Origin of the sequence: Embleya australiensis (assembly GCF_051903075.1) — a bacterium.
Lineage (GTDB): Bacteria > Actinomycetota > Actinomycetes > Streptomycetales > Streptomycetaceae > Embleya.
The window spans coordinates 174,577-199,031 of record NZ_CP182425.1 but is presented as its reverse complement, the minus strand read 5'-3'; the positions used below and the strand labels follow the sequence as shown (position 1 = coordinate 199,031).

The window sequence follows — 24,455 nt, the reverse complement described above, 5'->3', positions numbered from 1 at the left end:
CCTGCGGCCAACGAGGTCGTGGAGAAGGTCCTCGGGCAAGTCGACGAGCAAGGCTCGTGGCACGGTCGGACGGGTGGGCAACGACGCCTCGTCGAGGCACCCAAGACCCGCCCTTCCGCACCGAGACAACACGGCGACGACGGGTCGACGGCCGACCCCCCACCCACCGTCGCGGCCCTCGCCGGAGACGTATGCGACCCACGCTGTGGCATACCTTGATGCTCCGCAGCCGGGAAAACGCACACCACCCGAAGCCTGATACCGGTGGACAGCGAAGCCGCCCCCAGAACCACCCCGACACACAGCTGACCCGGCTCGCCAACAGCGGCACCGCCCAACGCCGTCACCGTGCCGTCGGCCCAAGCACCGGCCGCAGGCGCACACTCCCGGTGAAGGCGGTCGATCCAGGAACTCTCCACGCGAGACGGCGGCTGTCTGCCGCCCGACAGACAACGGCCCCGCGCCCCCGGGTTCACGCAGGCGGGCGAGCACGAACTCCCGCACCCCTGACTTACGGAAGCCCCACACCTAGGCATCCGGTGGGGGTGGCGGCAGCCTGCCACGGCCGGCGGGTGCGGGGCAACAGCGCGCGGGGGGTGGGCCGCCCTCCGGCCCCGAGGGGCCTGCGGGTGGCCCGGCGGGCGCCGTTGGCGCGTTCACCGCCGGGCCGTCCCGCGCGCAAGCGCGCGGGACGCCGGGCCGGGCGCCGTTGGCGCGTTCACCGGCCCGGTGGGCGGCCCTGCGCCGTTGGCGCGCACCGGGCCGCCCAGCCCACCCCCCGCGCGCTGTTGCCCCGCACCCGCCGGCCGTGGCTGTCTGACGCCACCCCCACCGGACCCAACCACCCGGCGGGGCGAACCCAACATGTCCTCGTCGGAAAGGGAAATTCGATGGCAGCGGTCCCAGGAGAGTGCAGTCTCTGCGGCTTGAAGTTCAAGAACCCCAGCAAGCCCAAGGAATACCTGAAGCCCGGTGACGCGGCGCCGGAGCACGACGGTCGTAACGGCAAGAGGTGCCCCCTCTCGGGTCACAGCCTGATCGACGGTAGCTAGGCACAACGGCCGCACGGGCAGCCCCCCACCCGGTTGGGAGGGGGGCTGCCCGTGCGGCCGGGAATAAGGACGGCCGCGAGCGGCCGGCAGCCCCGCCTTTCAAGCGCCCCAAAAACCGGGGCGCGCGGCGGGAAAAGGACGGCCGCGAGCGGCCGGGCCGCCCCTCGAGCGCCCTGGCGGGCGCGGGCGGCCTCTTCTGCCCCGGGCGGGCAGGCGCCGAAGGCGCGCAGGCCCCTCAAGCGCCTTCGGCGCGGGCCTGCCCCTGCGGGGCCAAGGAGCCGCCAGGGCGGCAAAACCAAAACCCAACTTTAAGTCCAGTTGAACTAGACAGATTATGTCTATCCTTACTGGACAAGCGAGAGTGGGGGAACTAGCGTCCTACCCGCACCACACGTCACGGCCCCGACCCGAAGGCTCACTCCATGTCCATCGACACCCTGTTCGACCAGCCGGACATCGACCCGGAGCTCGAAACCCGCGAGTGGAAGCCCGTCCCCAGCTACCCCGCCACCGTCACCCGGACCGCGAGCGGATGGACCGCCACCATCGCCGACCTCCCCGACGGTCGAGCCGCCATGGCCCAGGGCCGCACCTGGAGGGAGGTCGAGCACAACGCCTTCGAATGCGTCGCCGAACTGCTCGGTCCCGACGCCGAGACCTTCACCATCGTCGCGAACCCCGCCGACCCCGACGCCGCCACCGTCGTCAACGCCCTCTTCGACGCCCGCCTCGCCCTCGCCCACGCCGAACAAGCCGTTCGCGACGCCGCCCGGCACGCCGCCCGCACCCTCACCGACCAGGGCTGGAACACCCGCGACGCGGGCGCCGTCCTGCGTTTGTCCCACCAACGGATCTCACAACTCGCGCCCCGCACCCCACGCTCCGTATAGCCACCCAGAGACTCAACATGTTGGGTTGAGAACGCCGCCGCCCGCGGGCTGGTTACCCGCACACAGGACGAGACGGCACACGCCCCCGCCGGTCCACGGACCGACGGGGGCGTACCCATGCCCCGACACCCCTCCCCACCCGAAACCTTCGGTGGTCACCGCCCACAGGCAAGCCCCACAGACAAGTCCACTCGACGCGCGCAGCATCGACCGACGGATCGAGGAATCCCCGGCGCTCCGCGCCGGGCAGGGTGCTCCGGCCGTGCCGGCCTCCTCCGGACGCGGCGAGGGACGGGGCGTGCACCCCGTCCCTCCCTCACATCCAGGTGATCAGTCGTCGGAGCACCACACGCAACCGGAGGGCAGGTGCGGCGCGCCCCGCAAAACCGGCGCCGCAGTCGTCGCACTCGTCGTTCCTGCCCAGAAGGACTCGAACGGAGTTCATGTCCTCATCCCTTCGGTCGGACGCCCAAGGGCGTATCAGGTCCGGTCGGCCGGCGGAAGCGAAAGGCACGCATCCACCGGCCGACCGGACCTGATTCGGCGGAGCCATCCGACCAAACGAAGGGATGAGGACATGAACTCCGTTCAAGGCCCCGTCTATGACAAGAACGACAAGTGCGACGACTGCGGCGCCAAGCAGGGCGCGCCGCACCTGCCCTCCTGCATGTGGCACTCCGACAACTGATCACCTGGGATAGAGGGACGGGGCGCACGCCCCGTCCCTCGCCACGTCCTCCCCCGACCGACACGGCCGGAGCACCCTGTTCCAACACCTCACACCTGGTGCACTACCAGTGGCCATGCGCGTGGCGGGGCGGTCGAGGACCGAAAAAAGGGTGGTCGCTCGGTTGCGTACTGCGGCGGGGCAGACCGTTGAGCCGACTCGGTTGGTATGGCACGGCCTTGTGACGGGAGTCGGTTCTCCACTGGATCTATCCTCCGGGCGCCGTTGACCCGTGCTGCCGCAGGACCACCTGAATCGGCGGGCCCGGCAGGACAGACATCAAGTCCGCGCCGGTGCCGACCCGACCGTGACCGGCCCGGAGGGTGGCCGGCCACCGCGCTCGAGACGGTCCGAGTCACCCAGGTCGCCCACCGGAGACCGGGTTGGGCAACATCCGCCCCGCTGACCCGGCACTTGTCCCTGCCTGTCGGCCGACACCCGGTGGGATTACGGCGGCTCGCCGTCACTGAGGCTGTCCGCGGCTCCTTCGACCGGGCCCACGAAGTGGTGACACGCCGCTGCGGGAACGTGCTCGGCACACGCAGGCTCGAAGAGTTCGTGGTCGCCGCCGCCGGTCGACATCGACGGCTTCCATCGGACCATGATCCTGGTTCCGTGCAGCCGTGAGATGCCGCTGGTGGTTCAAGTGCACGGCAAAGGTGGGCGCCCGCCGGCGCCTGCTCGTAGCCGAAGCCATCCTGCAACTGCGTACGGTCGTCTCCCACGGCGACCTTGCCCTATTCGATCACCAGGCAAGCTCCGACCGCATTCAGTCAACAGACCGACGCCGTCATCCGTCCGCCGTGCGCCTCATCAGCCGACTCCGAACCTCCCGAGCCATGACCTCCACCGCGACAGCGGGATCATCGGTCTCCAGAACGACGCGGCCCTCGGCCGGCGGGTGGGCGATCACCGAGTACACGCCGGGACCGGCCGCGATTCCCGGGAACCCCTCCGTGCCGAGGTCACGCCATGAATCGGAGGTGCACACGCTCAGGGTGTTCATGCCCTTCCACGGATGGAGCGAGGACAACACCGGATCGGCGACCGCGGCCCGGAGCAGCAACCACATCCATGGTGATGCCCGGTCATCCTCCGCATGGGGCGGGCGATGGCTGTCCAGCAGCTCGACCCACACCTCGTCATGACTGCGACCGGCGGCTGAGTTCATTGCTCGACGATGGTGCTCACCGCTGGGCAGGGTCAAGGTCATCTGCAATCGTGGCCGTCACTCGAAACGAGCCGCGCCTCCCTGAAGGCCGAGGCAGTCGCGACGCGTTAGCCTCGGAGAGGGCTTGGCCGCGTTCGTCCGCCGCCCCTCGCCCGCGACACCGTCCGCGGGTCGGTTTCCTTGCCCGGCGGGCACCGGCTCCTTGCCCGGGCGCCGCTGCTCGTGCGGGCGTTGGTGGGCGGGCCCTGCTGGTTTCTAGCCTCAGCCCATGGCGGTTCGGGGGATGGATCAGGTGCGGCGGCGCGGCGGGGCTCGGGTGGTCGCGCCGTGATGACGCTGCACAAGCTCGGGCCGAACGGGTGGGAGTACCTGGTCGATTCGGTGAGCGTTGCCGACGAAGGGCGTGGGCTCGGGCAGGATCTCGGGGCCTACTACGCCGCCACCGACAATCCGCCCGGGGTGTGGACCGGGGCGCTGGCCGAGGTGTTGGGGGTCGCCGGGACGGAGGCCGATCGCGAGCAGATACGGAATCTGTTCGGGCGGGGGCGGCATCCGATGTTCGTGCGGGAGTACGCGCGTGCGCTCGTCGCGCTGCTCGACGATGGTGCTCCCGCCTCCGGAACCCTGCCCGGCCTCGGCTCCGGCGGCCCCGACGCCGTCGACCCCGACGTTCTCGCTCGGGCCCTCGCCCGCCACCCCTCCGCCGTCGACCACCTGCTGCCCGGCGCCGACGTCGCCCACCGGGTCAACGAGCGCATGGCCGCCGAAGGCGACGGCGTCACCGGCGCGGCGCGCGCCACGCTGCGCGAGCGCGTCCGCGCGGAGGAACGGGCCGCCGACGCCCGGCGCCTCGCGGGCCTCGCCCGCCGCCTGGCGAAGAGCGGCGACGCCGACGAGCGGGTCCTGGCCGACGTCCTCGCCCGCGCCACCCCCGCTCAACTCGCCACCGCCGCGGACGGGCTGCAACTGGGTCGCGCCTTCCCCGTCCACCGCACCGTCGCCGAGCGCGCCGAGACCCGCTTCGTCGCGCACGCCGCGGCCCACCCCCACGCGAGTGAGGCCGAGCTCGCGCACGCCAAGGCCGAGATCCTGCGCGAGGAGGACACCCGCGGCGAGCGCCAAGCCGTCACCGGATTCGACCTCGTGTTCTCCCCACCCAAGAGCATCTCCACCGCCTGGGCCCTGGCCGTGATCACCGGCGACGACGCCGCCCGCCTCGCCCTCGAGGAGGCGCACAACGAGGCGGTACGCGCCGTCATCGAACGCCTTGAGAACGACGTGGCGTTCACCCGCCTGGGCGCCGGCGGCGCGGCGCAGGTCAAGGCGGAGGGCGTCGCCGCGGTGGCGTTCGTGCACCGCACCTCCCGCGCCGGCGATCCGGACCTGCACACCCACGTCATCGTCTCCGCCAAGACCCTCGGCCCCGACGGGCGATGGCGCTCCCTCGACGCCCGCGCGCTGTACGCCGCAAAGGTCACCCTCAGCGAGCAGTACAACTCGACCGTCCTCGACGGTGCCACCCACCGCCTCGGCTGGGCGACCGGGATCCGCGCCGACCAGGTCGACCACGGCAGCCGCGCGATCCGCGAACTCGTCGACATCCCCGCCGAGCTCAACGAGGCGTTCTCCTCCCGCCGGGCCCAGGTCAAGGCCGAATTCACCGCGCTCTACCGGCAGTTCCGCGAGCGACACGGCCGCGAACCGCACCGCGGCGAGGAGTACGACCTGCTGCAACAGGCCACCTTGAACAACCGCCCCCGCAAGGACAAGGGCGGCACCGCCGCCGACGAGGCCGAGCGGTGGCGGGAGATCGCCGAGCGCGTCCTCGGCCCTGGATACGCGACCTTCCTCGCCGACCTGACGCGCGACGCGAAAACCCTGCGTGCCGACCACATCGACGCCGAGCAGATCGCCGCCTGGGCTGCGGCGACCGTCGACGGCGTCCAGCACCACCGCTCCACCTGGACCGTGCGCAACCTCGAGGCGGAGGCCCAACGGGTCACCCGCGACACGGCGTTCGCCTCGCCCCAGGACCGCGCGGCCACCGTGTCCCGGATCCTGCGCCTGGCCACCGCCGAGGACCACCTCCTCGACCCGGACACCGGCACCCGCGTCGTCCGCATCACCCCCGACTCGCTGATCGCCGAACCGGCGTCCCTGCGCCGCCCGGACGGCATCGGCGTCTTCCAACCGCACGCCGCCGTCCGCTACACCAGCACCGCGATCCTGGACGCCGAACGCCGACTCCTGGCCCACGCCCGCGCCGGCGGCGCGCCGGTCCTGTCCCGCGCCGCCGTCGACGCGGCGCTGGCCGAGTCCGCGCGCGAAAGCGGCCACACCCTCGCCCCCGACCAGCAGGCAGCCGTACGCCATCTCGCGCACAGCGGCACCTGGTTGACGTCCCTGATCGGCCCGGCCGGCACCGGCAAGACCACCACCCTGCGCGTCCTGGTCCGCGCCGCCGAACTCGACGGCTGGAACGTGATCGGCCTCGCCCCCTCCGCCCGCGCCGCCCGCGTACTCGCCGACGCCGCCGGCATCGCCACTACCGAGAACACCCACCAGTGGGCCGCCCAACTGCGCGCCGGCGCCGTGGTCCCCCACCCTCGCACCCTCGTCCTGATCGACGAGGCGGGCATGGCCGGCACCCTCACCCTCGACGCCATCACCCGTGCCCACGTCGCCGCGGGCGGCGTCGTCCGCCTGATCGGCGACCCGCACCAACTCGCGGCCGTCGAATCCGGCGGCGTCCTGCGTCACCTTCAACGCCACGCCGCCGGCGCCGAACTCACCAGCGTCTGGCGCTTCCGCGAACCCGACGGCACCCCACGCACCTGGGAGATCGACGCCTCGCTGCGGCTGCGCGACGGCGACACCACCGTCGTCGAGGAATACCTGCGTCAGGATCGTGTCCACGACGGCTCGCTCCAGACGATGACCGACCGCGTGTACCAGGACTGGCGTGCCGACACCGCCGCCGGCCGCGTCTCCTTGATGATCGCCTCCACCAACGCGCTCGCCGGTGAACTCTCCGCCCGCGCCCGTGCCGACCGCGTTGCCGCCGGCGAGGTCGAGCGCGGCGGCGTCCTGCTCGCCAACGGCAGCCGCGCCGGCGTCGGCGACCGCATCGTCACCCGACGCAACGAACGCACCATGTCCCTGTTCGCCGGCCGCGACTGGGTCAAGAACGGCGACGTGTGGGAAGTGACCGCCCGCGCCCGCGACGGAGCGCTGACCGTACGCCACACCGAACACGGCGGCACCATCACCCTGCCGCCGGCCTACGTCGGCACCCACGTCGAACTCGCGTACGCCTCCACCACCCACCGCGCCCAGGGCATGACCGTCGACGTCGCCCGCGCCCTGGTCAGCGCCGACCTCGGCCGCGAGAACCTGTACGTGATGGCCACGCGCGGCGCCGCCGCCAACCACATGTACGTGGTCGTCGACGAGGGCTTGGACCTCGATGGGCACGTCCCGGCCGGCCAACGCCGCACCGCCCGCCAGGCGTTGGCCGCGGTGATCGCGCGCGGTACCGCCGAGAACGCCGCCCACGACGACATCGCCGCCGCGCTCACCGCCCGCGCCTCGCTCGCCACCCTGACGCCGCGCTACCGATACGCGCACGGGCTCGTCTCGTACCGCCTCGACGACGAGGAACAGGCGCGCGCCGCCGAGGTCGTCCGCGAGACGCTGCCCGAGGCGCTCGCCGACCAGGTCCTCGACGACGAGGCCTGGCCCGCCCTCGCCCACTACGTGGCCCTCGCGGGTAGCGGCGAACGCGATGCCCACGACATCCTGGCGCGCGCCTTCACCCACGACGGCACGGTCACGACCACCTCGGCGGTCGAGGAGTTCGCCGCGGTGAACAGCCCGGCGCAGCTCCTCGCGTGGCGCATGGAACAACGACTGTTCGACGAGGACAAGCCGCCCCGGTCGGGGACGATGCCGTGGCTGCCGGTACCGCCGCGGGCGGAATCGGCGCGGGAGCAGGACACGGCGGAGGCGATCGCGTACGCCAGGGCGACGTACGATCGGATCGAGGCCCGCGCGGCACACCTGGCGGTCGCGGCCGTTGCGGGCATCGCCGCGCCGGGACTCGACGACCGGTCCTGGGCCTTGGCGCTCGGGGCGCTTCCCGACGGCGGTCCCGGCCGCGAGGGTTGGCTGCGTACGGTGGCCGCCGTCGCCGCGTATCGGGAGACGTTCGACGTACGGGGGCCGCTGCCGCTGGACGAGGCGGTCGAGGGCGAATCCGTGCTCAAGACGGTGGCGCGCGACCGGGTCGCCACGATGCTGGCGGAGCACCGGGGCGGTGGACCCGTCGCGGGGACGTCCGGAGCCGACGACGGCTCTCCAGCTCCGCAGCGGGAACTCACCGCCGGTGTCACCGCCGTTGACGCCCTTGACACCGGCACGCTCGACGCCGCCGCGCTCGCTCGCGCCATCGAGCGGGCCAGGAAGCTGTACCTCGCGCGCCACAACCGCGCCCGCAAGCTCCACGACCGGGCCGCCACGATCCTGGCCCGAGCCGACTCGGGCCAGGGCCCCGCCACCCGCGGCCTGTACGCCAACGCCGTCGAACTGACCCGCCGCGTCGATGCCATCGACCGCGTGGCCCACCTCGAGAAAACGCTGCGCGCCGCCCACGACCGCCACGGCGCAGCGGTGGTCGCGCTGGGCATGTCCCGCACGGACCACACCCTCGACGACCGACGGGTCCGGGCGGAACGCATCCGCATCGAACGGGTGGACAACCTCCTCGCCCGAGCCCGCCAGGCGGCGGGATCCGAATACGAATGGGACGCGGTACGCGCCGAGCAGGCCCACTTGAGGCAAAACCACGAACTCCACCGCGAGGCCGCCGTGGCCGTCGACCGCGCCACGGGCCTGGCCGTACGCGCGGAGGCCGAGCACCTGGCCGCCCAAGCCGCCGAGGCCGGCGCCGAGCTGGCGGGCCTGCAGGCGCACTTGCGCACGCGCGTCGGCGCAGCCGGGCAGGGCGGGCGCCTCGCCGCGGTCGCCCGGACGCTCGATGCGGTGGGGAGCGGCGTGGCCGGCAAGCCCACGCGCTCCGCGAAGGCCGGCGGCGTATCGGCGCAGCAGCCGCCGTCGCCCGAGGGCGGGCTCGATCTCGTTCGTTGAGCCTGTCCGAGCCGGGCCTGCCGGATTTTCGCGAGGCAGCGACGCGAGGCCGGGAACGGCGCGACGACAGACCCGCCGTAAGAACCGCGAGCCGACCCAAACGGGTCACGTCCGAATGCGTCCCGGCACCTTCCTCGCCGAAGGCATCAACCGACCACCGTGCGAGGGGACAACATCATCGGCACACTCCGCCGGCCGGTCGGCGACGCCGGAACCCCGTACACCGGCACCCCTCACCCAGGACCTGCCCCCAGCCCCTCCCCGGGCCACGAACGGGTCGACCTGGCCTGGGAGGCGTGGACCAGCCACCCGCACGCCCAACCCCACGGCGCGGTAGACGGAGCAGACGCACTCAACAGAAGCTGGCATGCCCTCCGGAGGACACTGCGCCAAGACCCCGACCCCGCACACCTGGCCCAGCGCTACAGCGACCTCGAAACGGCCGCCGGTGCACTGCTCCCACACACCCACCCGCACGCCCGCCGATCCCTCGCCACGGTGCGTGAACGCGCCGGCGAACGAGTGGCAGAACTGAGAGGCAAAGCCGCACGCAGGACATCCACATCCACATCCACGACAACGAAGCCGAAGCCCAGGGCACGCGAACAAACACCGGCTGAAGCCCACACAGCGGTACACACAAGTCGAAGCGCACTCGACGCGGTCTACGCAGCCTGGATGACCGCCGGCACACATTCCGGTGCGAGCCGCAACGAGCCCACCTGCACAGCCCTCGACCACATCTGGACGGCTACCCGGACGAAAGACTCAGACGAAAACACCCCGAAAGCCGACAGCGTCCCGCCCACCCACGAAATCACCCGACAGATCGAGGCTTGCCTAACCCTTGCCCACCACGCGAGAACCCTCGCCGCCCACCCCCAAATCGCAGCCACACGCACCCACCTACACGCCCTACGCGTCCATGCCGAACACACCGCCCAGGCCCTACGTACTCTCGCCCACACAACGGATCCGCGACCTCTACCCCCGGCCCCGGAACCCCCGAAAGCATCGACCCGCCCCATCCGCCCACGCCTCACCGCACACGATCTGGGCCCCCTGCTCACCGGAACCAGCCCCACTCGCCGTCCCCTTCAGGACCCCACGTCGGACCCGAACACCGATGCCCTCCACACCACCTACACCACCTACGTCGCCGACCGCACCGTCATGCGAGCGATATGGCACCGCGCGTGGTGGACCGAAGCCACCCCCGACGAGGTAGCGCGCATCTGGGAGGCGACATCCCACTGGGCGACCATAGGCAGCACCTACGCCACAACAACCCTCCGCCACCTCCGCGGCCGCATCCGCCAGTACGCCGGCCTCGAACCGGACCTCCCCGCACCGAACCCCCATTTCGACCCAGTGCCCATCACCGCCCTCACGCCCAACCCGACACACCCACCCCACGGCAACACGGCGTGGTGGCGCTGCACAGCCCACGACCCGACCACCCACGCCCAACTCGCCCCCGAATCCCGCGAACCCGCCACCGCCTGGGAGCACCCCGAGGACATAGCCGCCCGAGTACACGGCGACCTCGAACACGTACACCGACTCCGACCCGAGGTCCTACGCCGAGCAATCATCACCGCGACCCTCGAAGCCGGCAGCACCACGCACCACCCGACCCACCAACTCCGAGTCCACGGACCCGACATCAACCACATCCGCAGAAGGGCAGCCCTGCGACGCGCCCAAGAACAACACGCCACCAGACGCGCCACCCTCCTACGCCACGACCTCGACCCCACCTGGCACTCCCGAGCCACTCCCACCGAGATCACCGCCCTGAAACGCGAGATCCACACCTGGCCCCCGGGCCCATCCCGCAACGACATCCTGGCGTTCCTTCAACACCACCTCTGAATCCCGCCCTACGCTGACCACCACACCCCGCGACCACGAGCCCGAAGAAGGCAACCCAAAGGATGGCGATCTCAACCGATCAAAAACTCGTCATCACCAACCGCCATCGGCCCCACGCTGTGAAATCAGGCAGAAATCTTGCCGCAATAGCCTTCTTTAGATCTCGAGTTGGCAAAGCCCCCAAGAACCCGCAGGTCAGCAAGGAAGTCCCCACGCAGGTGGGGGTGAGCCGACCTGCTCCTGATCGACGGCGACGACCAGGTTGAAGTCCCCACGCAGGTGGGGGTGAGCCGGTCGACGAACTCAACGGCGACCGGGCCCGGGTCGAAGTCCCCACGCAGGTGGGGGTGAGCTGTAGGGGCGTTCGGTCAGCAGGGTGGTGATCGCGAAGTCCCCACGCAGGTGGGGGTGAGCCGCCGGACGAGGCCGCGTGGCGCTGGTGGCAGGCGAAGTCCCCACGCAGGTGGGGGTGAGCCGGCGAATGCCTCGCGCGAACACACCCACACGCCGAAGTCCCCACGCAGGTGAGGGTGAGCCGGTTGCCTCAGGAACACGTCGGAATCCGCTCTGGAAGTCCCCACGCAGGTGGGGGTGAGCCGCAGGTCCCCGTCAACCAAAGTGATGCAAGGCACGAAGTCCCCACGCAGGTGGGGGTGAGCCGCGCACTGCTTGGGCCCCCAACTTGGCCAACTCGAAGTCCCCACGCAGGTGGGGGTGAGCCGCGCGATTTCGTTGATCGCGCTCCACGGCGCGTCGAAGTCCCCACGCAGGTGGGGGTGAGCCGCGGGCGGCCAATCGATGGCTACGTGAGGCCAGGAAGTCCCCACGCAGGTGGGGGTGAGCCGACCTTCAAGACGACGTGGACGATCGCGCGACGGAAGTCCCCACGCAGGTGGGGGTGAGCCGCCTCCCGCCGCCGATTCCTCCCCGGCACGGGGGAAGTCCCCATGCAGGTGGGGGTGAGCCGAACGGCGACGCATGGCGCGTCGAACGCATCACGAAGTCCCCACGCAGGTGGGGGTGAGCCGTGCACGCCGCACAGGGGCAGCGCCGAGGCCGGGAAGTCCCTACGCAGGTGGGGGTGAGCCGCCAGCCCGGTGAAGAAGGTTCTGCGCGAGGCCGAAGTCCCCACGTAGGTGGGGGTGAGCTGGCCCGCCCCCATCTCGGGGGGCCGGCCTGCTTCGTCGTGTCCGCTACCGGTCTCGGTCGGGGTCGTCGCTGCGGACCAAGCGCCGATAGGCTCTGCGCTCGGCGACTGCGGTGGCGACTGGCCCGCCGGTGATCGTGGTGATCAGCGCGTTGCGCATCGCGGCCACGTCGGGTTGCTGCGGGGCGGCCGTGGCAGCCGGTCGGTCGAGCGCGGTTCGCTGGGCGCGGGCAGGGTCGACGTCTGCTGCCTCCGTCACTGGTCGGCCGCCCGGGTTGCGACGTGCCGCGCAATCTCACGGTCGGCGAGCGCGGCCCGGATGCCCTCGCTGTTGAGCCAGCGTTCGCACCGGTCGTGCAGCTCGGCGACCTGGTCGATGCTGTATCCGGTGACGGGCACCGGGTCGAGGAACAGTTGTGGCTCGGGCACGGTGCCGGTGGGGATGAGGTCCAGGCGGTGCCGGGCGATGTCGTCGAGGAGCACCTTGCGGTGGTGCTCTTGGATGTGGATGATTCCGCGCGGCTCGGGCTGGTTGCCGTCGACGGCGGAGATGTACAGCCGCAGCCGGAGGGCGGTGCCCTCCCGGAGGAGGCGGGCACGGCCGGGCGGGCGGTCCTCCGGGCGCGGCGGCCGGAGGAGCGTGCCCGCGAGGATGGCGACATCGGCGTCGATGAGGTGGAACTCGGCGCGTTCGTAGGTGGGGATCGCTGCCGCCGCGGCCGCCGTCGGCCCCGCACTGCGGGCTGCGAACACGTCCAGGCGCCATGGTCGCAGGTGATCGACGGGTTCGAGGTGGATGCTCCAGGCGGCCAGCGACACGGCCGCAGGTGCCGCCTCGACGTCGGTCATGTGGACTCCAATGGATGCGTGACACCAGCGGTTGGTGAAGCGGGCGAGCCCGGTGCCGCTCGGTACGGCGCGGGGTGGCGGAAGGTGGTCGGTTCTCCTGCCGGACCCACCCTGCTGACGATGATCACGAGGCGCGCGGCGCGCTCCGATGGCGTTGTCGATGGCGCTCCGGTGGCAATTCCCCGTTGATTCGCCTGTGCCCGCCCCGCCGGTGGGTAGCGTGGACGTACCGTCACGCCGCTTACACCTGGGGATCGCCGTGGGAAGAGGCCGTGAACTCACCCCGAACAGACACCTGCGCGCCGTACGCGAGGAGCAGCGGAAGCAATCGCGCACCGAGTTCGCGAGCGACCTCCAGGCCGCTGCCGCCGAACTCGGCGAGCGTCAGGTCTCGGTCGACGCTCGCCTGATCGCGCGGTGGGAGGATGGCGAAACGCTCCGCCCTCGACCGATCTACCGCCGGATCCTCGTCGCTCTCACAGGGATGACCGAGGCCGAGCTGGGCATCGGGCCGAATCACCCGGAAGCGCCGGCGAAGTGTCCATCCGTCATGCCTATCGTGGGGCCCGTGGATCGACGACAGTTCGTCGGCAGTGCGGCACTAGCCCTCTCCGGCGTCGCAGTGGGGGGCACCGTACGCACAAAGCGCGGCCTGGTAGACCCGGCGCTCGTCGACTATTTCGACGAGCAGCTCGCCGGGCACTACAAGGCGGACATGATGCTCGGTTCCCGGGCACTCATAGGGACGGTGACCGCGCAGTTGCACCTGATCGGAAAGCTGCTGGACGAGGCCGACTCTGACGTACGGCGTCGGCTGGCCGAGACGGGCAGCGCCTACGCCGCGTTCGCCGGATGGTTACACCTCGACGCCGGAGACATCGCAGCGGCCGGCCACTGGCACGGCATGGCGACCGAGTTGGCGCATCGCTCCGGCAACGCACACGCCGTGGCGTGCTCTCTCGTGGATCGGGCCATGGCTCACACCGACGTCGGTTCGGGCGGCGCCGCAGTCGATCTGTGTGCGAACGTCCTGTCTGTCGAGCGACAACTACCACCCGAGCTGGTCGTGTTCGCGTTGCAGCAACAGGCACATGGCACGTCGCTTCTGGGGGACCGTGCCGAAACGGACCGACTGCTCGATCGCGCCGAGCGAATCATTCGGGCTGTCGACGTCGAGGAGTGGGGCACCGCGTGCCTGCGTACCTTGCACTATGTGGCAGTGCAGCGCGCGACGTGTTACGGCCGGCTGGGTCTGTACGCGGACGCCGATCGGCTGTGGCAGCAGATCATTCCGTCGCCGGTCGGTCCGGCACGGCGGGACGCCGGAGTGTGGAGCGCACGCCAGGCCTGCGCGAAAGCGGCGCTCGGCCAACCCGAAGCAGCACTCGCCCTGTCCCACGTGGCAGTCGAGGTGGCTCTCGGCACCGGCAGCGCACGGGCCGCACGAGAGTTGGGGTGCCTCGAAGGTTTCGGACAGAGATCCAATAAGGTTGACCTGTAAGGAACCGAGGAAAGCAGCAAGATGGCACGCCCCAACCCGTACACGCCCGAGTTCCGCGAGGAAGCGGTTCAACTGGCATTGAAGTCCGCGCCCCGGGCGATCGCACAGACCGCGCGGGAGCTCGATGTCCACCCGGAAACGCTCCGCGCCTGGGTTCGAGAACATCAGCGCAGGCACGAAAAAGCCGAAGGGCCGCTTGCCGTTGACGAACGCGCCAGGTTGAAGGAACTCGAACGCCGCAATCGCGAGCTCGAGATGGAAAACTCGTTCCTGAAAAAAGCCGGTGTGCCACGAACGCTGGAGGTCGTCTGAAGTAGGAGCGACCGAACGCGGTGCTGCACAGGAGATGAAGGATTGTAGGCCCTTCGGAGCCGCCCTTCGGGGGGAGGCTCCAAACCGCCCTCTGCTGCGTTGGCTGAAGACCGTCGTGGTGAGCGACGAGGGAAAAGGCATCCACGAGGTGTCAGGTGGGGATCAAGAAGGCGTTGCATTGAAAATCCCGTTCGGGATTCACTGTCGAAGCGTCGTTATTTAGAAAAGTGGCATCGAAACCGGGTGTTATGGCTTGGCCCGGGAAGAGTCTGGCGGGTGCCCGATGTATTGGCCAGGCGGTGCCCGGCGTGGAGGTGGCGCGAGCTTGATCTGCGGCTCCTGTGCGGAACGTGGGAACGCGTGTCCCGACACGATCCCGACTCGGAAAACGGGCGGGGCGACAGGGAGTTCCCCAAGCGTTTGAAACGCGAGGGGGTGAGTACCGTCGCGGGACACGCGGGCGGACCGGCCCGTAGTAGCGAAGATTCTCCTGCTTGATGCGGTGGGAGGGAAGCGAAGGGGCCGGCTCGGCCGTGGTTCGTGCATTCGATCAACCAGGAAAAGAATCCTGGGAGGAGTCTCGTGGACGAGCAGAGACCGCGGAGCAAGCCGTTCGATATTTCGAAACAGGAGGTGTGGGAGGCTTATCTGAAGGTGCGAGCCAACAAGGGCGCACCGGGAGTGGACGGCTGCTCGATCGAGATGTTCGAAGCGGATCTGAAGAACAATCTTTATCGGATCTGGAATCGGATGTCGTCGGGCAGCTACTTCCCGCCCCCGGTACTGGCGGTGGAGATTCCGAAATCGCACGGCGAGGGTACTCGGATTCTCGGAGTGCCCACCGTCGCGGACAGAATCGCGCAGACCGTTGTGGCAGCCCGACTGGAGGAGGTCGTGGAGCCGAGATTCCACGACGACTCCTACGGGTATCGGCCGAACCGGTCGGCACTGGACGCGGTGGGAAGGTGCCGGGAACGTTGCTGGAAATTCGACTGGGGTGATCGATCTCGACATCCGGAAGTTCTTCGACAGCGTGCCCTGGGATCTTGTCGTCAAGGCGGTGGAGACGAACACCGATCAGCCCTGGGTCGTCCTCTACGTGAAGCGGTGGCTGGCCGCTCCCGTACGGATGCCCGACGGTTCGCATGCCGAACGAAATTGCGGAACTCCACAGGGATCCGCCGTTTCACCCGTGCTCGCCAACCTGTTTCTGCACTACGCGTTCGACGCCTGGATGGCACGGAAGTTCCCGACCCTGCCGTTCGAGCGGTATGTCGACGACGCGGTGGTGCACTGCCACAGCGAGAGCCAGGCCCGAATGGTGGCCGGGGCGATCGGTGAGCGAATGGAACAGGTCGGACTGCGACTGCACCCGGACAAGACCCGAATCGTTTACTGCAAGGACGGAAAACGGCAAGGCTCGTACGAGCACACGTCGTTCGACTTCCTCGGGTTCACGTTCCGGGCCCGGGGCGTACGCAGCAGGCACGGAACGGTGTTCACCGGTTTCGGCCCGGCGGTCGCCAAGACCGCCCTGAAGAGGATGAGTCGGTGCGTGAGGTCCTGGCGACTGCACCACTACACCACCTTCTCGGCGCAGGACATCGCACGATGGATCAACCCCGTCGTGTCGGGATGGATGAACTACTACGGGCGGTACCACCGTTCGGAGTTGTATCCCCTGCTCAGACGCATCAACGCCTACCTGGTGCGCTGGCTGAGAAAGAAACACAAACGGCTGAGGACCTTCGCCAAGGCGCACGCGGCATGGAGACGGACCACCCGTCAATACCCGCGTTTCTTCGCGCAGTGGCGATGGGTCCACGCTTTCTGGTGAGACCGAGAAGAGCCCGGTGACGGGAGACTGTCACGCCGGGATCTGTGGGAGCCCGGGGGTGCGATTCCCCCGGGCCACCCGACCAGCGTACTTCGCGAAGGATCCCCGGTAGGCAGCAAGTACGAGTTCATCGAGACGATGCGACTCGATACCGTGGAGTACGCATATCCCGTCGCATTCATGTGCGACCGCCTCGGTGTGTCCAAATCCGGCTACTACGACTGGCGGCGCCGCCCGGAATCCGCGACCGCCGGGCGGCGCGAGGAATTGAAACGGCTGGTCACGAAGGCATTCGAGATGTCCGACGGCACGTACGGATATCGTCGCATCCGCGCGCAGATGTTGCGCTGGGGCGTGGCGGCCGGCCCGGAGTTGGTGCGGCGGATCATGCGCGACCTGGGCCTGGTGCCCTGCCAGCCCCGCCCGAAGCGCTTGTCCCTCACCCGCGCCACGTCCGCGCCTGTGCCGGACCTGGTCGGCCGCGACTTCACCGCCGCCGCTCCCGGGGAAAAGCTCGTCGGGGATATTACGTACATTGCGACGGCCGAGGGTTGGCTTTATCTCGCGACTGCGATCGACTGCTGCACGAAAGAGGTCGTCGGCTACGCGATGGACGACCATTACCAGACGCCGCTGATATCACGGGCGATTCGCAACGCGGCACGCAATCGCCCCCTTGCCGAGGATGCCATATTTCACTCCGATCGCGGAAGCAACTACATGTCGGCAGAGTACGCGCAGGTGCTCGGCGGACTCGGCCTGCGTCGCTCCGTCGGTCGTACGGGGATCTGCTTCGATAACGCAATGGCCGAGTCTTTCTTCGCATCCTTGAAGAACGAGTGCGTCTCCCGCACGAAGTACTCGACTCGCGAGGAAGCTCGACGAGATATCACTCGGTATATAGAATTCTGGTACAATCGCAAACGACTCCACTCGGCGGTGGGATATCGCCCTCCTGGCGAGGTGCATGCCGAGTTCGAAGAGTTGCGACTCGCCGCGTGAACTCGACAGTCATGACCCTGTCCGAGAAACGCGAGGCCCCTCAAGTTGTCATTCCTGGAGGCAGAGATGCGGGCGTGGCACGATCACTCGATCGGCCGCGAACTGGCCGAGCTGCTCGCACCGCTGACCCTGGAGGCTTGACCGTGGCCGAAGCGTTGACTCGCCCTCAGATCGAGAAGATCCTGTCCGTCGACTTGCCCGGCTGGACCACGGACGGTCGCCGTATCGAGCGGACGTATTCGATTTCGCACGTCGCCGGCGCCGCGTTCGTTGTGCACATCGCGGCCATCCAGGACGACTGGGGCCACCACTCCGACGCGACCCTCGGGTACAAGACCGTCCACATCAGCATCAGTTCGAGCGATCTCGGTGGCCATGTCGCCGAGCACGACATCGAGCTGGCCCGCCGCATCGAGGCTGTCGCGCCAACCCACGGAGCGGTCCCGCTCGACTGACCATCTCGAGGTCCCCGCGCAGGCAAGGGTGAGCCGAACGCGGGGAGGTTGGGTTTGTTGAGGCGTCCCGAAGTCCCCACGCAGCTTGATTGGTAGGAATCACATGATCGAGGCAGAGTTGAAGGCCCGCGTGCGGGACCCGGAACATGTCCTCGACACCCTGGAGAAGTTGGCAGTGGGACGTGCCGAGGTCTACCAGGACACTTACTACGACGACGCCCAGCGCACCCTCACGACCGAGGATTGCGAGCTGCGCATCCGGACCGTGCATGGAGCCGAAACCGTCTCGATGATGACGTACAAGGGTGCGCAGGTCGACGAGGAATCCGGGTCCAAGCCAGAGCACGAGACCCGCATCGACGACGCGCGCGCCGCGCACGCGCTGCTGCGCGGACTCGGGTACACGCCGACGATCCAGTTCGAGAAACGTTGCCGAAACTACGACTTCCACCATGCGGGTCGCCGGCTGCTTGCGACGCTCGTGCTGGTCCCCGAGTTGGACGAGACGTTCATCGAGGTCGAAACCCTCGTCGAATCCGACGATCAGGTGGCCGAGGCGGTGGCCGTAGTGCGGGAGGTGCTGAAGGGGCTGGGCATCAGTCACGATGCGTTGACCACGGAGCTGTATACGGAAGCGGTAGCCGCCCGACGCAGCGACGCGCGATAGGAAGTCCTCACGCAGGTGGGGGAGTGGAGTACGTACGGGTTCGTCGTAGGGCCACGCGCCCCCCGTGTAGCTATGTTTCGGCTGGTGGGCGGGGTGATGTTCGAGGGTGCATCAGGTCGGGTGGAATTTCCGCGATTACACCTGGACATCCGGGAGCGGCTCGCGCACCTGCACGGGAACAGGGCACGCGGACTGCACCACGCGCTGCGGAGCATTTTCCGCGCCCTGCGTCAGGAACGGGTGATCTTCCTCGATCCCACTCCGCCTGCAGGGCCTGCTGGACCGCACACCGACACCGACGGGGCGCCTGGTCCTGGTCCTGGTCGCCGTCTACGCGGTCAAACTCTCCGACGTCGCGCGCATCCGCGTCGACGATGTCGACCTGCTGGGAGCGTGGCTGCGCGAACGCCACGCGCGATGGCCGACCACACCCAATCCCCATCTGTTGATCAGCGTCCACACCGCGCACGCGCTGCCCGAACACCGGGTCAGCCAATGCCTGTTGAGGGCGATCTTCGACCGTGTGGGCGTCAAACCCGGGGCGTTGTGGCGCGACCGCGTTCTGGACGAGGCCCGACACACCGCCGACCCGGTCCACCTGATGCGGCTGTTCGGCATCCGCGCGGGCACGGCGGTGAAGTACGTGCGGGCCGCCCATCCCGACAAAGCCCTCCCGCACGTGCGGTGATCCCAGGCCGGGGGACCCACGCGTCGCCGAGTGTCGTTGGGTTCGGATATTCGGCCGTGTGGAATGGGCGGCGGGCAGCCGGTTCGGTTCGACTGGACCGCAGGAGACACACAGAGTGGCCCGGCGCCCCGAGCCGCCGAGACGACTGCGTCCCGTGGCTCGGGGCGATATCACATGACAACCGCGCCCCCAGGCAGGCAGGGTGGGGCGTGATGAGCTATCACGACGAGACGTCCCGCACCCTGTCCTACGCCTGCCACGACACGCTGGAAGGGCTGCTGCAGCGCGGCCGGGGGGCCGGCGCGGAGCGCGCACGAAGTGACCCGGAGGCCGCCGCGCCCTTCGTGTACGACGGGATCCGCCGGGACTGGAAGTGGGATTACCAGACCGACACCCACCACCTCTACCAGGCTCGGCTGATCCGGGACCTGAAGCTGTCGCCGAGGCCGGTCGTCGACCAGTTGGCGAGAGACGACGAGGAGGAATGTCTGCGGGCTGCCTACGTGCTGGAACTGCTTGCCCTCGCCGGTTCGGACGAGGCCCGCGAGGGGCTTCGGGCATACATTCGAGAAGGCACGCACTGGGTCTGCGTACTGGAGTCGGTCGCGGATGGCTGGCCGGCCGAGTGGTGGGAGGACCTGGGCGACATCGCGCGCGCCCGGACCGGCGGGGAGATGAACGATCCAGGGTCTTTGAAGCCGTGGATCCGGTTCGGGATCGAGGTGCCGGGCCCGCGATTTCCTCCGCTGCCGTTCCTCGGCGGGCTTAGCGACGAGGAGCTGTCGGCTCTGCTGGCCGCCGACGGCACCGAGTTCGACGTGAAGATCGGGGCGCTGCGTGCGTTGGCCGGGCGGGAGCCGGCGGAGTGGTTGATCCCGCTCGTGCCCTCGCTCGGAACCCCGGACGGCCGCCGACCCCTGCCCCTGCTCCGGCGGGCGGTCGAGCGCCTCGGCTCCCTCGCCGTGCCGGCGGCCCGAGGGTGGGCCGTGGACGGGCGGGAGTGGCTGACCCGGCTGGGGGCGGACGTCCTGGCCGAGCACGCCGGGCCCGAGGCACTACCGGGGCTCGTGGCCGAACTCGCCGAACAGTGGGAGGCCCGCGCGTGGTGCGGTCCAGATACCACGGCGAGGAGACTGGCCCGCTTCGGACCCGAAGCCGCCGACGCCGTGCCCGTCCTCTGGCGCTTCTGGCGGCATACCCCGCACTCGTACGAGCGTGCCGACTACCTGGAAGCGATCGTCGCGATCGACCCGTCCGGCCTGGAAGACGCGTACACCGAGTCGCTCGGAGACTGTGAGGAACGGGCACGGTTGCTGGCCATCACCTCGGCACCGGGCCACCCGCAGACCCTGCACCGCATCGCCGTACTCCGCGACGACCCGATGGAGACACCGGAGGCACGGGCCGCTGCCGGAGCGCGGCTGGACCCGTGAGAGTTTCCCTGTCGCAACCCGGCAGGACGACCGGCGACCGTCGCGACCGACGCCGTTCCCGCAGGCCCCCCGATTCCTCTCGGGCAGCGCGCGACCGGTGTGCAACGGGCGGCCGGCGAGCGGACGATCCATGGCCTCGAACCCGCCCCGCAATTCACGTCATGGGATCCCGCGCGCACGGGTTCACCCTCGTTCGAGCGCGGGAATCCACGAACTCGTTCACCTTTGGTTTCGTTGCGTTGGGGTCAGCCGACGGTGGACTTCAGGGCGGCTTCGTATGCCTTGCCCTGCTCGGGTGTGAGCGTCTGCGTGATTCGCAGGAGGTACCCGCCTCTTACGTAGTCGTACTCGCGCATGATCGGCATGTTGAGTGCGGCGGTGATCTTCTGGATGTAGTCGGCGCGCTTCCGGGCCGCTGCCTCGTTCGGCCAGACCTCGATGCCACCACCCCGTGAAATGTCGCCCGGTTTGTCGAGGGCGTCGGCGAGGTCGACGCGGGTGTCGACGAATCCGACCTTGCCCGTGTACTGGCCGGGCCTGCCGAGTTGATGATTCGGGTCGGTGGTCTCGTCGAACGTGGTGATGTCGCCCAGCGGTTGGCCGCCGGCCTTGAGCTTGTACGCGAGTTGTTGTGCGGTCATCGCGTTCGTGGCGGGTGCGGTCTTTGTGTCGTCGCTGCATCCGGCGGCCAGCGCGATTGCGGCGAGCACGATCGCGGCCGATGTGGCGGTACGCATTCGGGGTCCCCTCCCTGTGGTGGGTGGGACCGTAGCGGCGATCGTGCGGCGCCGGCGGCCGAGTTCACAAAGAAGCTGGTGGGATTGAGCCGCCGGATGGTTGATGGGGTACTCGACAGCTCCAGATCATCTGCGTAAATGAGGATGAGCTGGTGTAGGCCGTGCATGCCGTCGTAACAAAGCGAAGTCCCTGCGGCGATGGGGGTGAGCGCCGTGCGCGTAGCCCCATGCAGCCGGGGGTGAGTCGGTCGACGACGCCGAGGTCGCCCGAGCGGCTGCGAAGTCCCCCGGAAGTGGGGGTGAACCGGTCGATGGGTTGGCGCACGTCCTTGTGACAGACGGAGGGCATACCGATGTCGCGGCCCTCCAACTGCGCTACGTGACGGTCGGCGCGTGAGTTGCCTCGTCGGTGGAGCTGACCAGGTCTCGGTGGCGCCGTCGAGGGGTTGGGCCCACACCGAGCCGTGGATGGCGTCTTCGACGACCCGGCCAAGCCCCGTGTCGTGCTCGACGTCGTCTCCGGTCGAGGCCAGCGATGTGTTGGTGGCGCACGGTGGTTGTCGGCGCCGTGTGGAGCACGATGTACAGGACGCCGACGGCGGTTTGGGGCCGCGGTGGGTCTTGTTCGTGCGGCCCCACATTCCACGCGGTCGATCACGACCACCGTGCCACTGCGCTTGGCCTGTTGTCGAACCTCGAACGGGCCGCAGGGCTATCTATGGCTGCCCGTCTGCTCCGGCCGCCGACATGCCCGAGCCGCGGGCGTGGTCCGGTTGGTGAGTCGATTCGATCTGCGTGTGATCGCTGTGTTTCAGACATGGTCAGCTGAAGTTGAGGGGTTCTCCCGAGTCGGGGTCGATTCCGGATTCGACGAGTCGTCTGGCCTCGTGTCGGTTCAGGAAGCGGGGGAGGTTCATACCCCAGAGCTCATTGCCCGGCAAAGGATTCTCGGGACCTTCGCCGGAGATGACCCGGATCAGGAACTCGACCATCCCGCACCGGTGGATTTCCCATCGCAGAACGTTGGCGCTGAACGTGACGACCGGCCATTCGTTCGGGTCGTCGTCGATCGTGAGCCAGCACAACAGGGTCGGGGCGTCGTCGACGCCCCAGGAAAGAATGGGCGGCGGAACATCGTCGATGCCCGGGATGCCTCCCTCCAGTTCCCAGGTCAGATGCGCCGTTCCCGTCTCCTGGCCCATCTGCCCCTCGCCCTCGGTCACCTTGAGTTCGTCGGGAACGACGACGACGGTGCTCCTGCCGATCTCTCCTCCCCCGTATCGCGAGAGGAACCATCTGTAGTCGTCGGGCAGACGCAGGTCGCCGATCGCGTCCATACGTGGTTCCCCGCTCGGAGTGGGGACGAGCATGAGGCGCGTGAGTTCTTCGGGGCCGCGGTCTCCCCGCATGACGCATCAATCCTTTGATCGGGTCGGGACGGAGGGGATTGGCAAGGTGGGCCCCCTCGACAACGAAGTCGAGGGGGCCGTCTGTCAGGGTGTGTTGCCGACTGGTACGGGCAGCTGGGTACCGGGATCGTTGGCCAGGCCGAGGTTACGCCAGAACTGCCTGGTGGCGCTGTAGAAGGAGTTGGGGACCACCGCGCTGCGGGACCATTGGACGAGGCCGGTGTCGTTGGTTCCGTAGGCCATCATCACGAACGTCGCCGGGACGGTGCGTTCTCCGCTGTATTCGGGTGTGACGGTGTAGTGAACCGTCAATCCCCCGTCGATGCGGTTCTTCACATCCTCTTCGAAGGCCCGCATGGTTTCCCGAAGACGTCCGTCTCCCGTGACGTAGAAATTGGCCTGGCGTGTACAGGTCGCCAAGTTTGCGGGGTTGTCGCCGGGGCCGGACAGAACGTCCGCGAGCAGATGGCAGCGGTTGATCGCCTCCCCTGGTGTGAGACCCATCCATCTGGCATACGCGCCTGCCCATGCGCGGCCGGGTGTCTCGACGTTGGGAGGCCCACCCGTGTGGGTGTCGATGTACTTCTTGTCGAGGCAGGCTTCCATGCCGGTGGCGCGGTTGCCGTGAGCGGTGTCGAGAGGCTTGTAGACGGGGTCGCCGACGGTGCAGAGCTTGCCCTGGAACTTGTCCAGGAGCGTGTTCACGTAGCCGCCGCCCCTGGCCAGTGCCGGAAGCGAGACGGGGCCTCGGGAGAGAGTGATCCGCGATTCCGTGATCAGGGTGCGGCTCTCGTTGAGGACCTGCCGGGCGGTGCGTGCGGCGGCGAAGAACTTGGGCAGCCGGGTGGCGATCTTGGTGGTCGCGGACACCGCCTCGGCGGCCTTCTTCGGGTTGAACAGGCCCGCGCCGAGCGAGCCGAGGTTCATCGCGGTCAACAGGCAACCCTTCACGTCGCCCTTGCCGAAGCACTTCTTCGCGTCGTTGACGCCGATGAACTCGAAGACGATGTCCAGGCCTTCGCCCTTGATCCAGTCGATGACGTCCTGGTTCGCCAGGCCGGCGGCCTCGTTGTGGTCGGCGAGGCAGGCCTCTCCGCAGGCGACCAGCAGGATGTGGGTGTCGTCGAGGTTCAGCGGGTCCCCGCCGGCGTGCTCCTCGACAAGCAGCGCCTGGCGGGCGGCCTCCTCGTCCTTGCGGCGCTGCTCCTCCGCGCGATCGGCTGCGGCCTGCGCCTCCTGGGCGCTGACCTGGGCGTTGGCGGCCGCCTTTTCGGCGGCGGTGGCGTCGGTCTCGGCCTTGCCCGCGACGTCACGGGCGGTGGCCGCGTCGGTCTCCGCCTTCGCCGCGGCGGTACGGGCGGAGGCGGCGTCGCGTTCGGCGTCAGTGGCGTTGTCGTTGGCGGCCTTGGCGTCGGCGTTCGCCCTCGCGGCGAGTTCCTTGGCGGATTGTGCGGCACGATCGGCCTCGTCGGCCTTCGCCTGGACCGCGGCGGCCTGTTGCTCGGCGAGGGTCTTCGAGGTCTGGCCCACGAGTGGCCGGCTCGGGGCCGTCGAGGTC

The 24,455-nt window shown here is 69.1% G+C and carries 16 protein-coding genes, 1 pseudogene and 1 CRISPR repeat array; of the genes and pseudogenes, 11 read left to right on the top strand and 6 right to left on the bottom strand.

From position 1 onward, the window contains the following. Positions 1 to 1,474: 1,474 nt before the first annotated feature. The gene (locus ACMXN5_RS50920) at positions 1,475 to 1,942 is read left to right on the top strand and encodes a hypothetical protein (protein ID WP_439681802.1); all 468 of its coding nucleotides are present in this window, start codon (positions 1,475 to 1,477) and stop codon (positions 1,940 to 1,942) included. Positions 1,943 to 3,459: 1,517 nt separating this feature from the next. On the opposite strand, the gene ACMXN5_RS50915 is transcribed toward ACMXN5_RS50920, so the two are convergent. After that, a complete protein-coding gene (locus ACMXN5_RS50915) occupies positions 3,460 to 3,840 on the bottom strand; it encodes a hypothetical protein (RefSeq protein ID WP_439681801.1) in 381 nt (126 codons plus the stop codon). Positions 3,841 to 4,170: 330 nt separating this feature from the next. Between ACMXN5_RS50915 and mobF the strand changes: the two genes are divergently transcribed. Both mobF and ACMXN5_RS50905 read left to right on the top strand, forming a co-directional pair. Beyond that, the gene (gene mobF / locus ACMXN5_RS50910) at positions 4,171 to 8,985 is read left to right on the top strand and encodes a MobF family relaxase (protein WP_439681800.1); all 4,815 of its coding nucleotides are present in this window, start codon (positions 4,171 to 4,173) and stop codon (positions 8,983 to 8,985) included. Positions 8,986 to 10,158: 1,173 nt separating this feature from the next. Beyond that, positions 10,159 to 10,860: a hypothetical protein gene (locus ACMXN5_RS50905; protein WP_439681799.1), complete on the top strand. Its 702-nt coding sequence runs from the start codon at positions 10,159 to 10,161 to the stop codon at positions 10,858 to 10,860. Between the two features lie 203 nt (positions 10,861 to 11,063). Further along, a CRISPR array of direct repeats spans positions 11,064 to 12,010; the repeat unit is 29 nt; unit sequence GAAGTCCCCACGCAGGTGGGGGTGAGCCG. 43 nt (positions 12,011 to 12,053) lie between these two features. Here the strand turns inward: ACMXN5_RS50905 and ACMXN5_RS50900 are convergent. Next, positions 12,054 to 12,266, bottom strand: coding sequence for a hypothetical protein (locus tag ACMXN5_RS50900; RefSeq protein WP_439681798.1), 213 nt, complete (start codon positions 12,264 to 12,266; stop codon positions 12,054 to 12,056). Then, the gene (locus ACMXN5_RS50895) at positions 12,263 to 12,856 is read right to left on the bottom strand and encodes a hypothetical protein (RefSeq protein WP_439681797.1); all 594 of its coding nucleotides are present in this window, start codon (positions 12,854 to 12,856) and stop codon (positions 12,263 to 12,265) included. The genes ACMXN5_RS50900 and ACMXN5_RS50895 overlap by 4 nt, the downstream gene beginning before the upstream one ends. A gap of 220 nt (positions 12,857 to 13,076) precedes the next feature. Between ACMXN5_RS50895 and ACMXN5_RS50890 the strand changes: the two genes are divergently transcribed. The 8 genes and pseudogenes from ACMXN5_RS50890 (at position 13,077) to ACMXN5_RS50855 (ending at position 20,751) form a co-directional block, all read left to right on the top strand. Next, positions 13,077 to 14,357: a Twin-arginine translocation pathway signal gene (locus tag ACMXN5_RS50890; protein ID WP_439681796.1), complete on the top strand. Its 1,281-nt coding sequence runs from the start codon at positions 13,077 to 13,079 to the stop codon at positions 14,355 to 14,357. A gap of 21 nt (positions 14,358 to 14,378) precedes the next feature. Continuing rightward, positions 14,379 to 14,669 carry a transposase gene (locus ACMXN5_RS50885; protein ID WP_439681795.1) on the top strand — a complete coding sequence of 97 codons (291 nt, stop codon included), beginning with the start codon at positions 14,379 to 14,381 and terminating at the stop codon, positions 14,667 to 14,669. Positions 14,670 to 15,251: 582 nt separating this feature from the next. Then, a pseudogene (gene ltrA, locus ACMXN5_RS50880) lies at positions 15,252 to 16,506 on the top strand (group II intron reverse transcriptase/maturase). A 27-nt stretch (positions 16,507 to 16,533) separates the two neighbouring features. Continuing rightward, complete coding sequence (locus ACMXN5_RS50875; RefSeq protein ID WP_439681883.1) at positions 16,534 to 17,508, top strand: IS3 family transposase; 975 nt, start codon at positions 16,534 to 16,536, stop codon at positions 17,506 to 17,508. Positions 17,509 to 17,651: 143 nt separating this feature from the next. After that, positions 17,652 to 17,963: a 4a-hydroxytetrahydrobiopterin dehydratase gene (locus tag ACMXN5_RS50870; protein ID WP_439681882.1), complete on the top strand. Its 312-nt coding sequence runs from the start codon at positions 17,652 to 17,654 to the stop codon at positions 17,961 to 17,963. A gap of 103 nt (positions 17,964 to 18,066) precedes the next feature. Then, complete coding sequence (cyaB, locus tag ACMXN5_RS50865; RefSeq protein ID WP_439681794.1) at positions 18,067 to 18,630, top strand: class IV adenylate cyclase; 564 nt, start codon at positions 18,067 to 18,069, stop codon at positions 18,628 to 18,630. A gap of 445 nt (positions 18,631 to 19,075) precedes the next feature. Next, entirely contained in the window at positions 19,076 to 19,318 is a 243-nt protein-coding gene (locus ACMXN5_RS50860; protein WP_439681793.1) for a hypothetical protein, read from the top strand. 212 nt (positions 19,319 to 19,530) lie between these two features. Then, positions 19,531 to 20,751, top strand: coding sequence for a hypothetical protein (locus ACMXN5_RS50855; RefSeq protein WP_439681792.1), 1,221 nt, complete (start codon positions 19,531 to 19,533; stop codon positions 20,749 to 20,751). Between the two features lie 245 nt (positions 20,752 to 20,996). On the opposite strand, the gene ACMXN5_RS50850 is transcribed toward ACMXN5_RS50855, so the two are convergent. The 3 genes from ACMXN5_RS50850 to ACMXN5_RS50840 form a co-directional block, all read right to left on the bottom strand. Next, positions 20,997 to 21,488 carry a hypothetical protein gene (locus ACMXN5_RS50850; RefSeq protein WP_439681791.1) on the bottom strand — a complete coding sequence of 164 codons (492 nt, stop codon included), beginning with the start codon at positions 21,486 to 21,488 and terminating at the stop codon, positions 20,997 to 20,999. An 821-nt stretch (positions 21,489 to 22,309) separates the two neighbouring features. Further along, positions 22,310 to 22,825, bottom strand: coding sequence for an SMI1/KNR4 family protein (locus ACMXN5_RS50845; protein ID WP_439681790.1), 516 nt, complete (start codon positions 22,823 to 22,825; stop codon positions 22,310 to 22,312). 156 nt (positions 22,826 to 22,981) lie between these two features. Continuing rightward, a complete protein-coding gene (locus ACMXN5_RS50840; protein ID WP_439681789.1) occupies positions 22,982 to 24,427 on the bottom strand; it encodes a DNA/RNA non-specific endonuclease in 1,446 nt (481 codons plus the stop codon). Positions 24,428 to 24,455 lie beyond the last annotated feature (28 nt).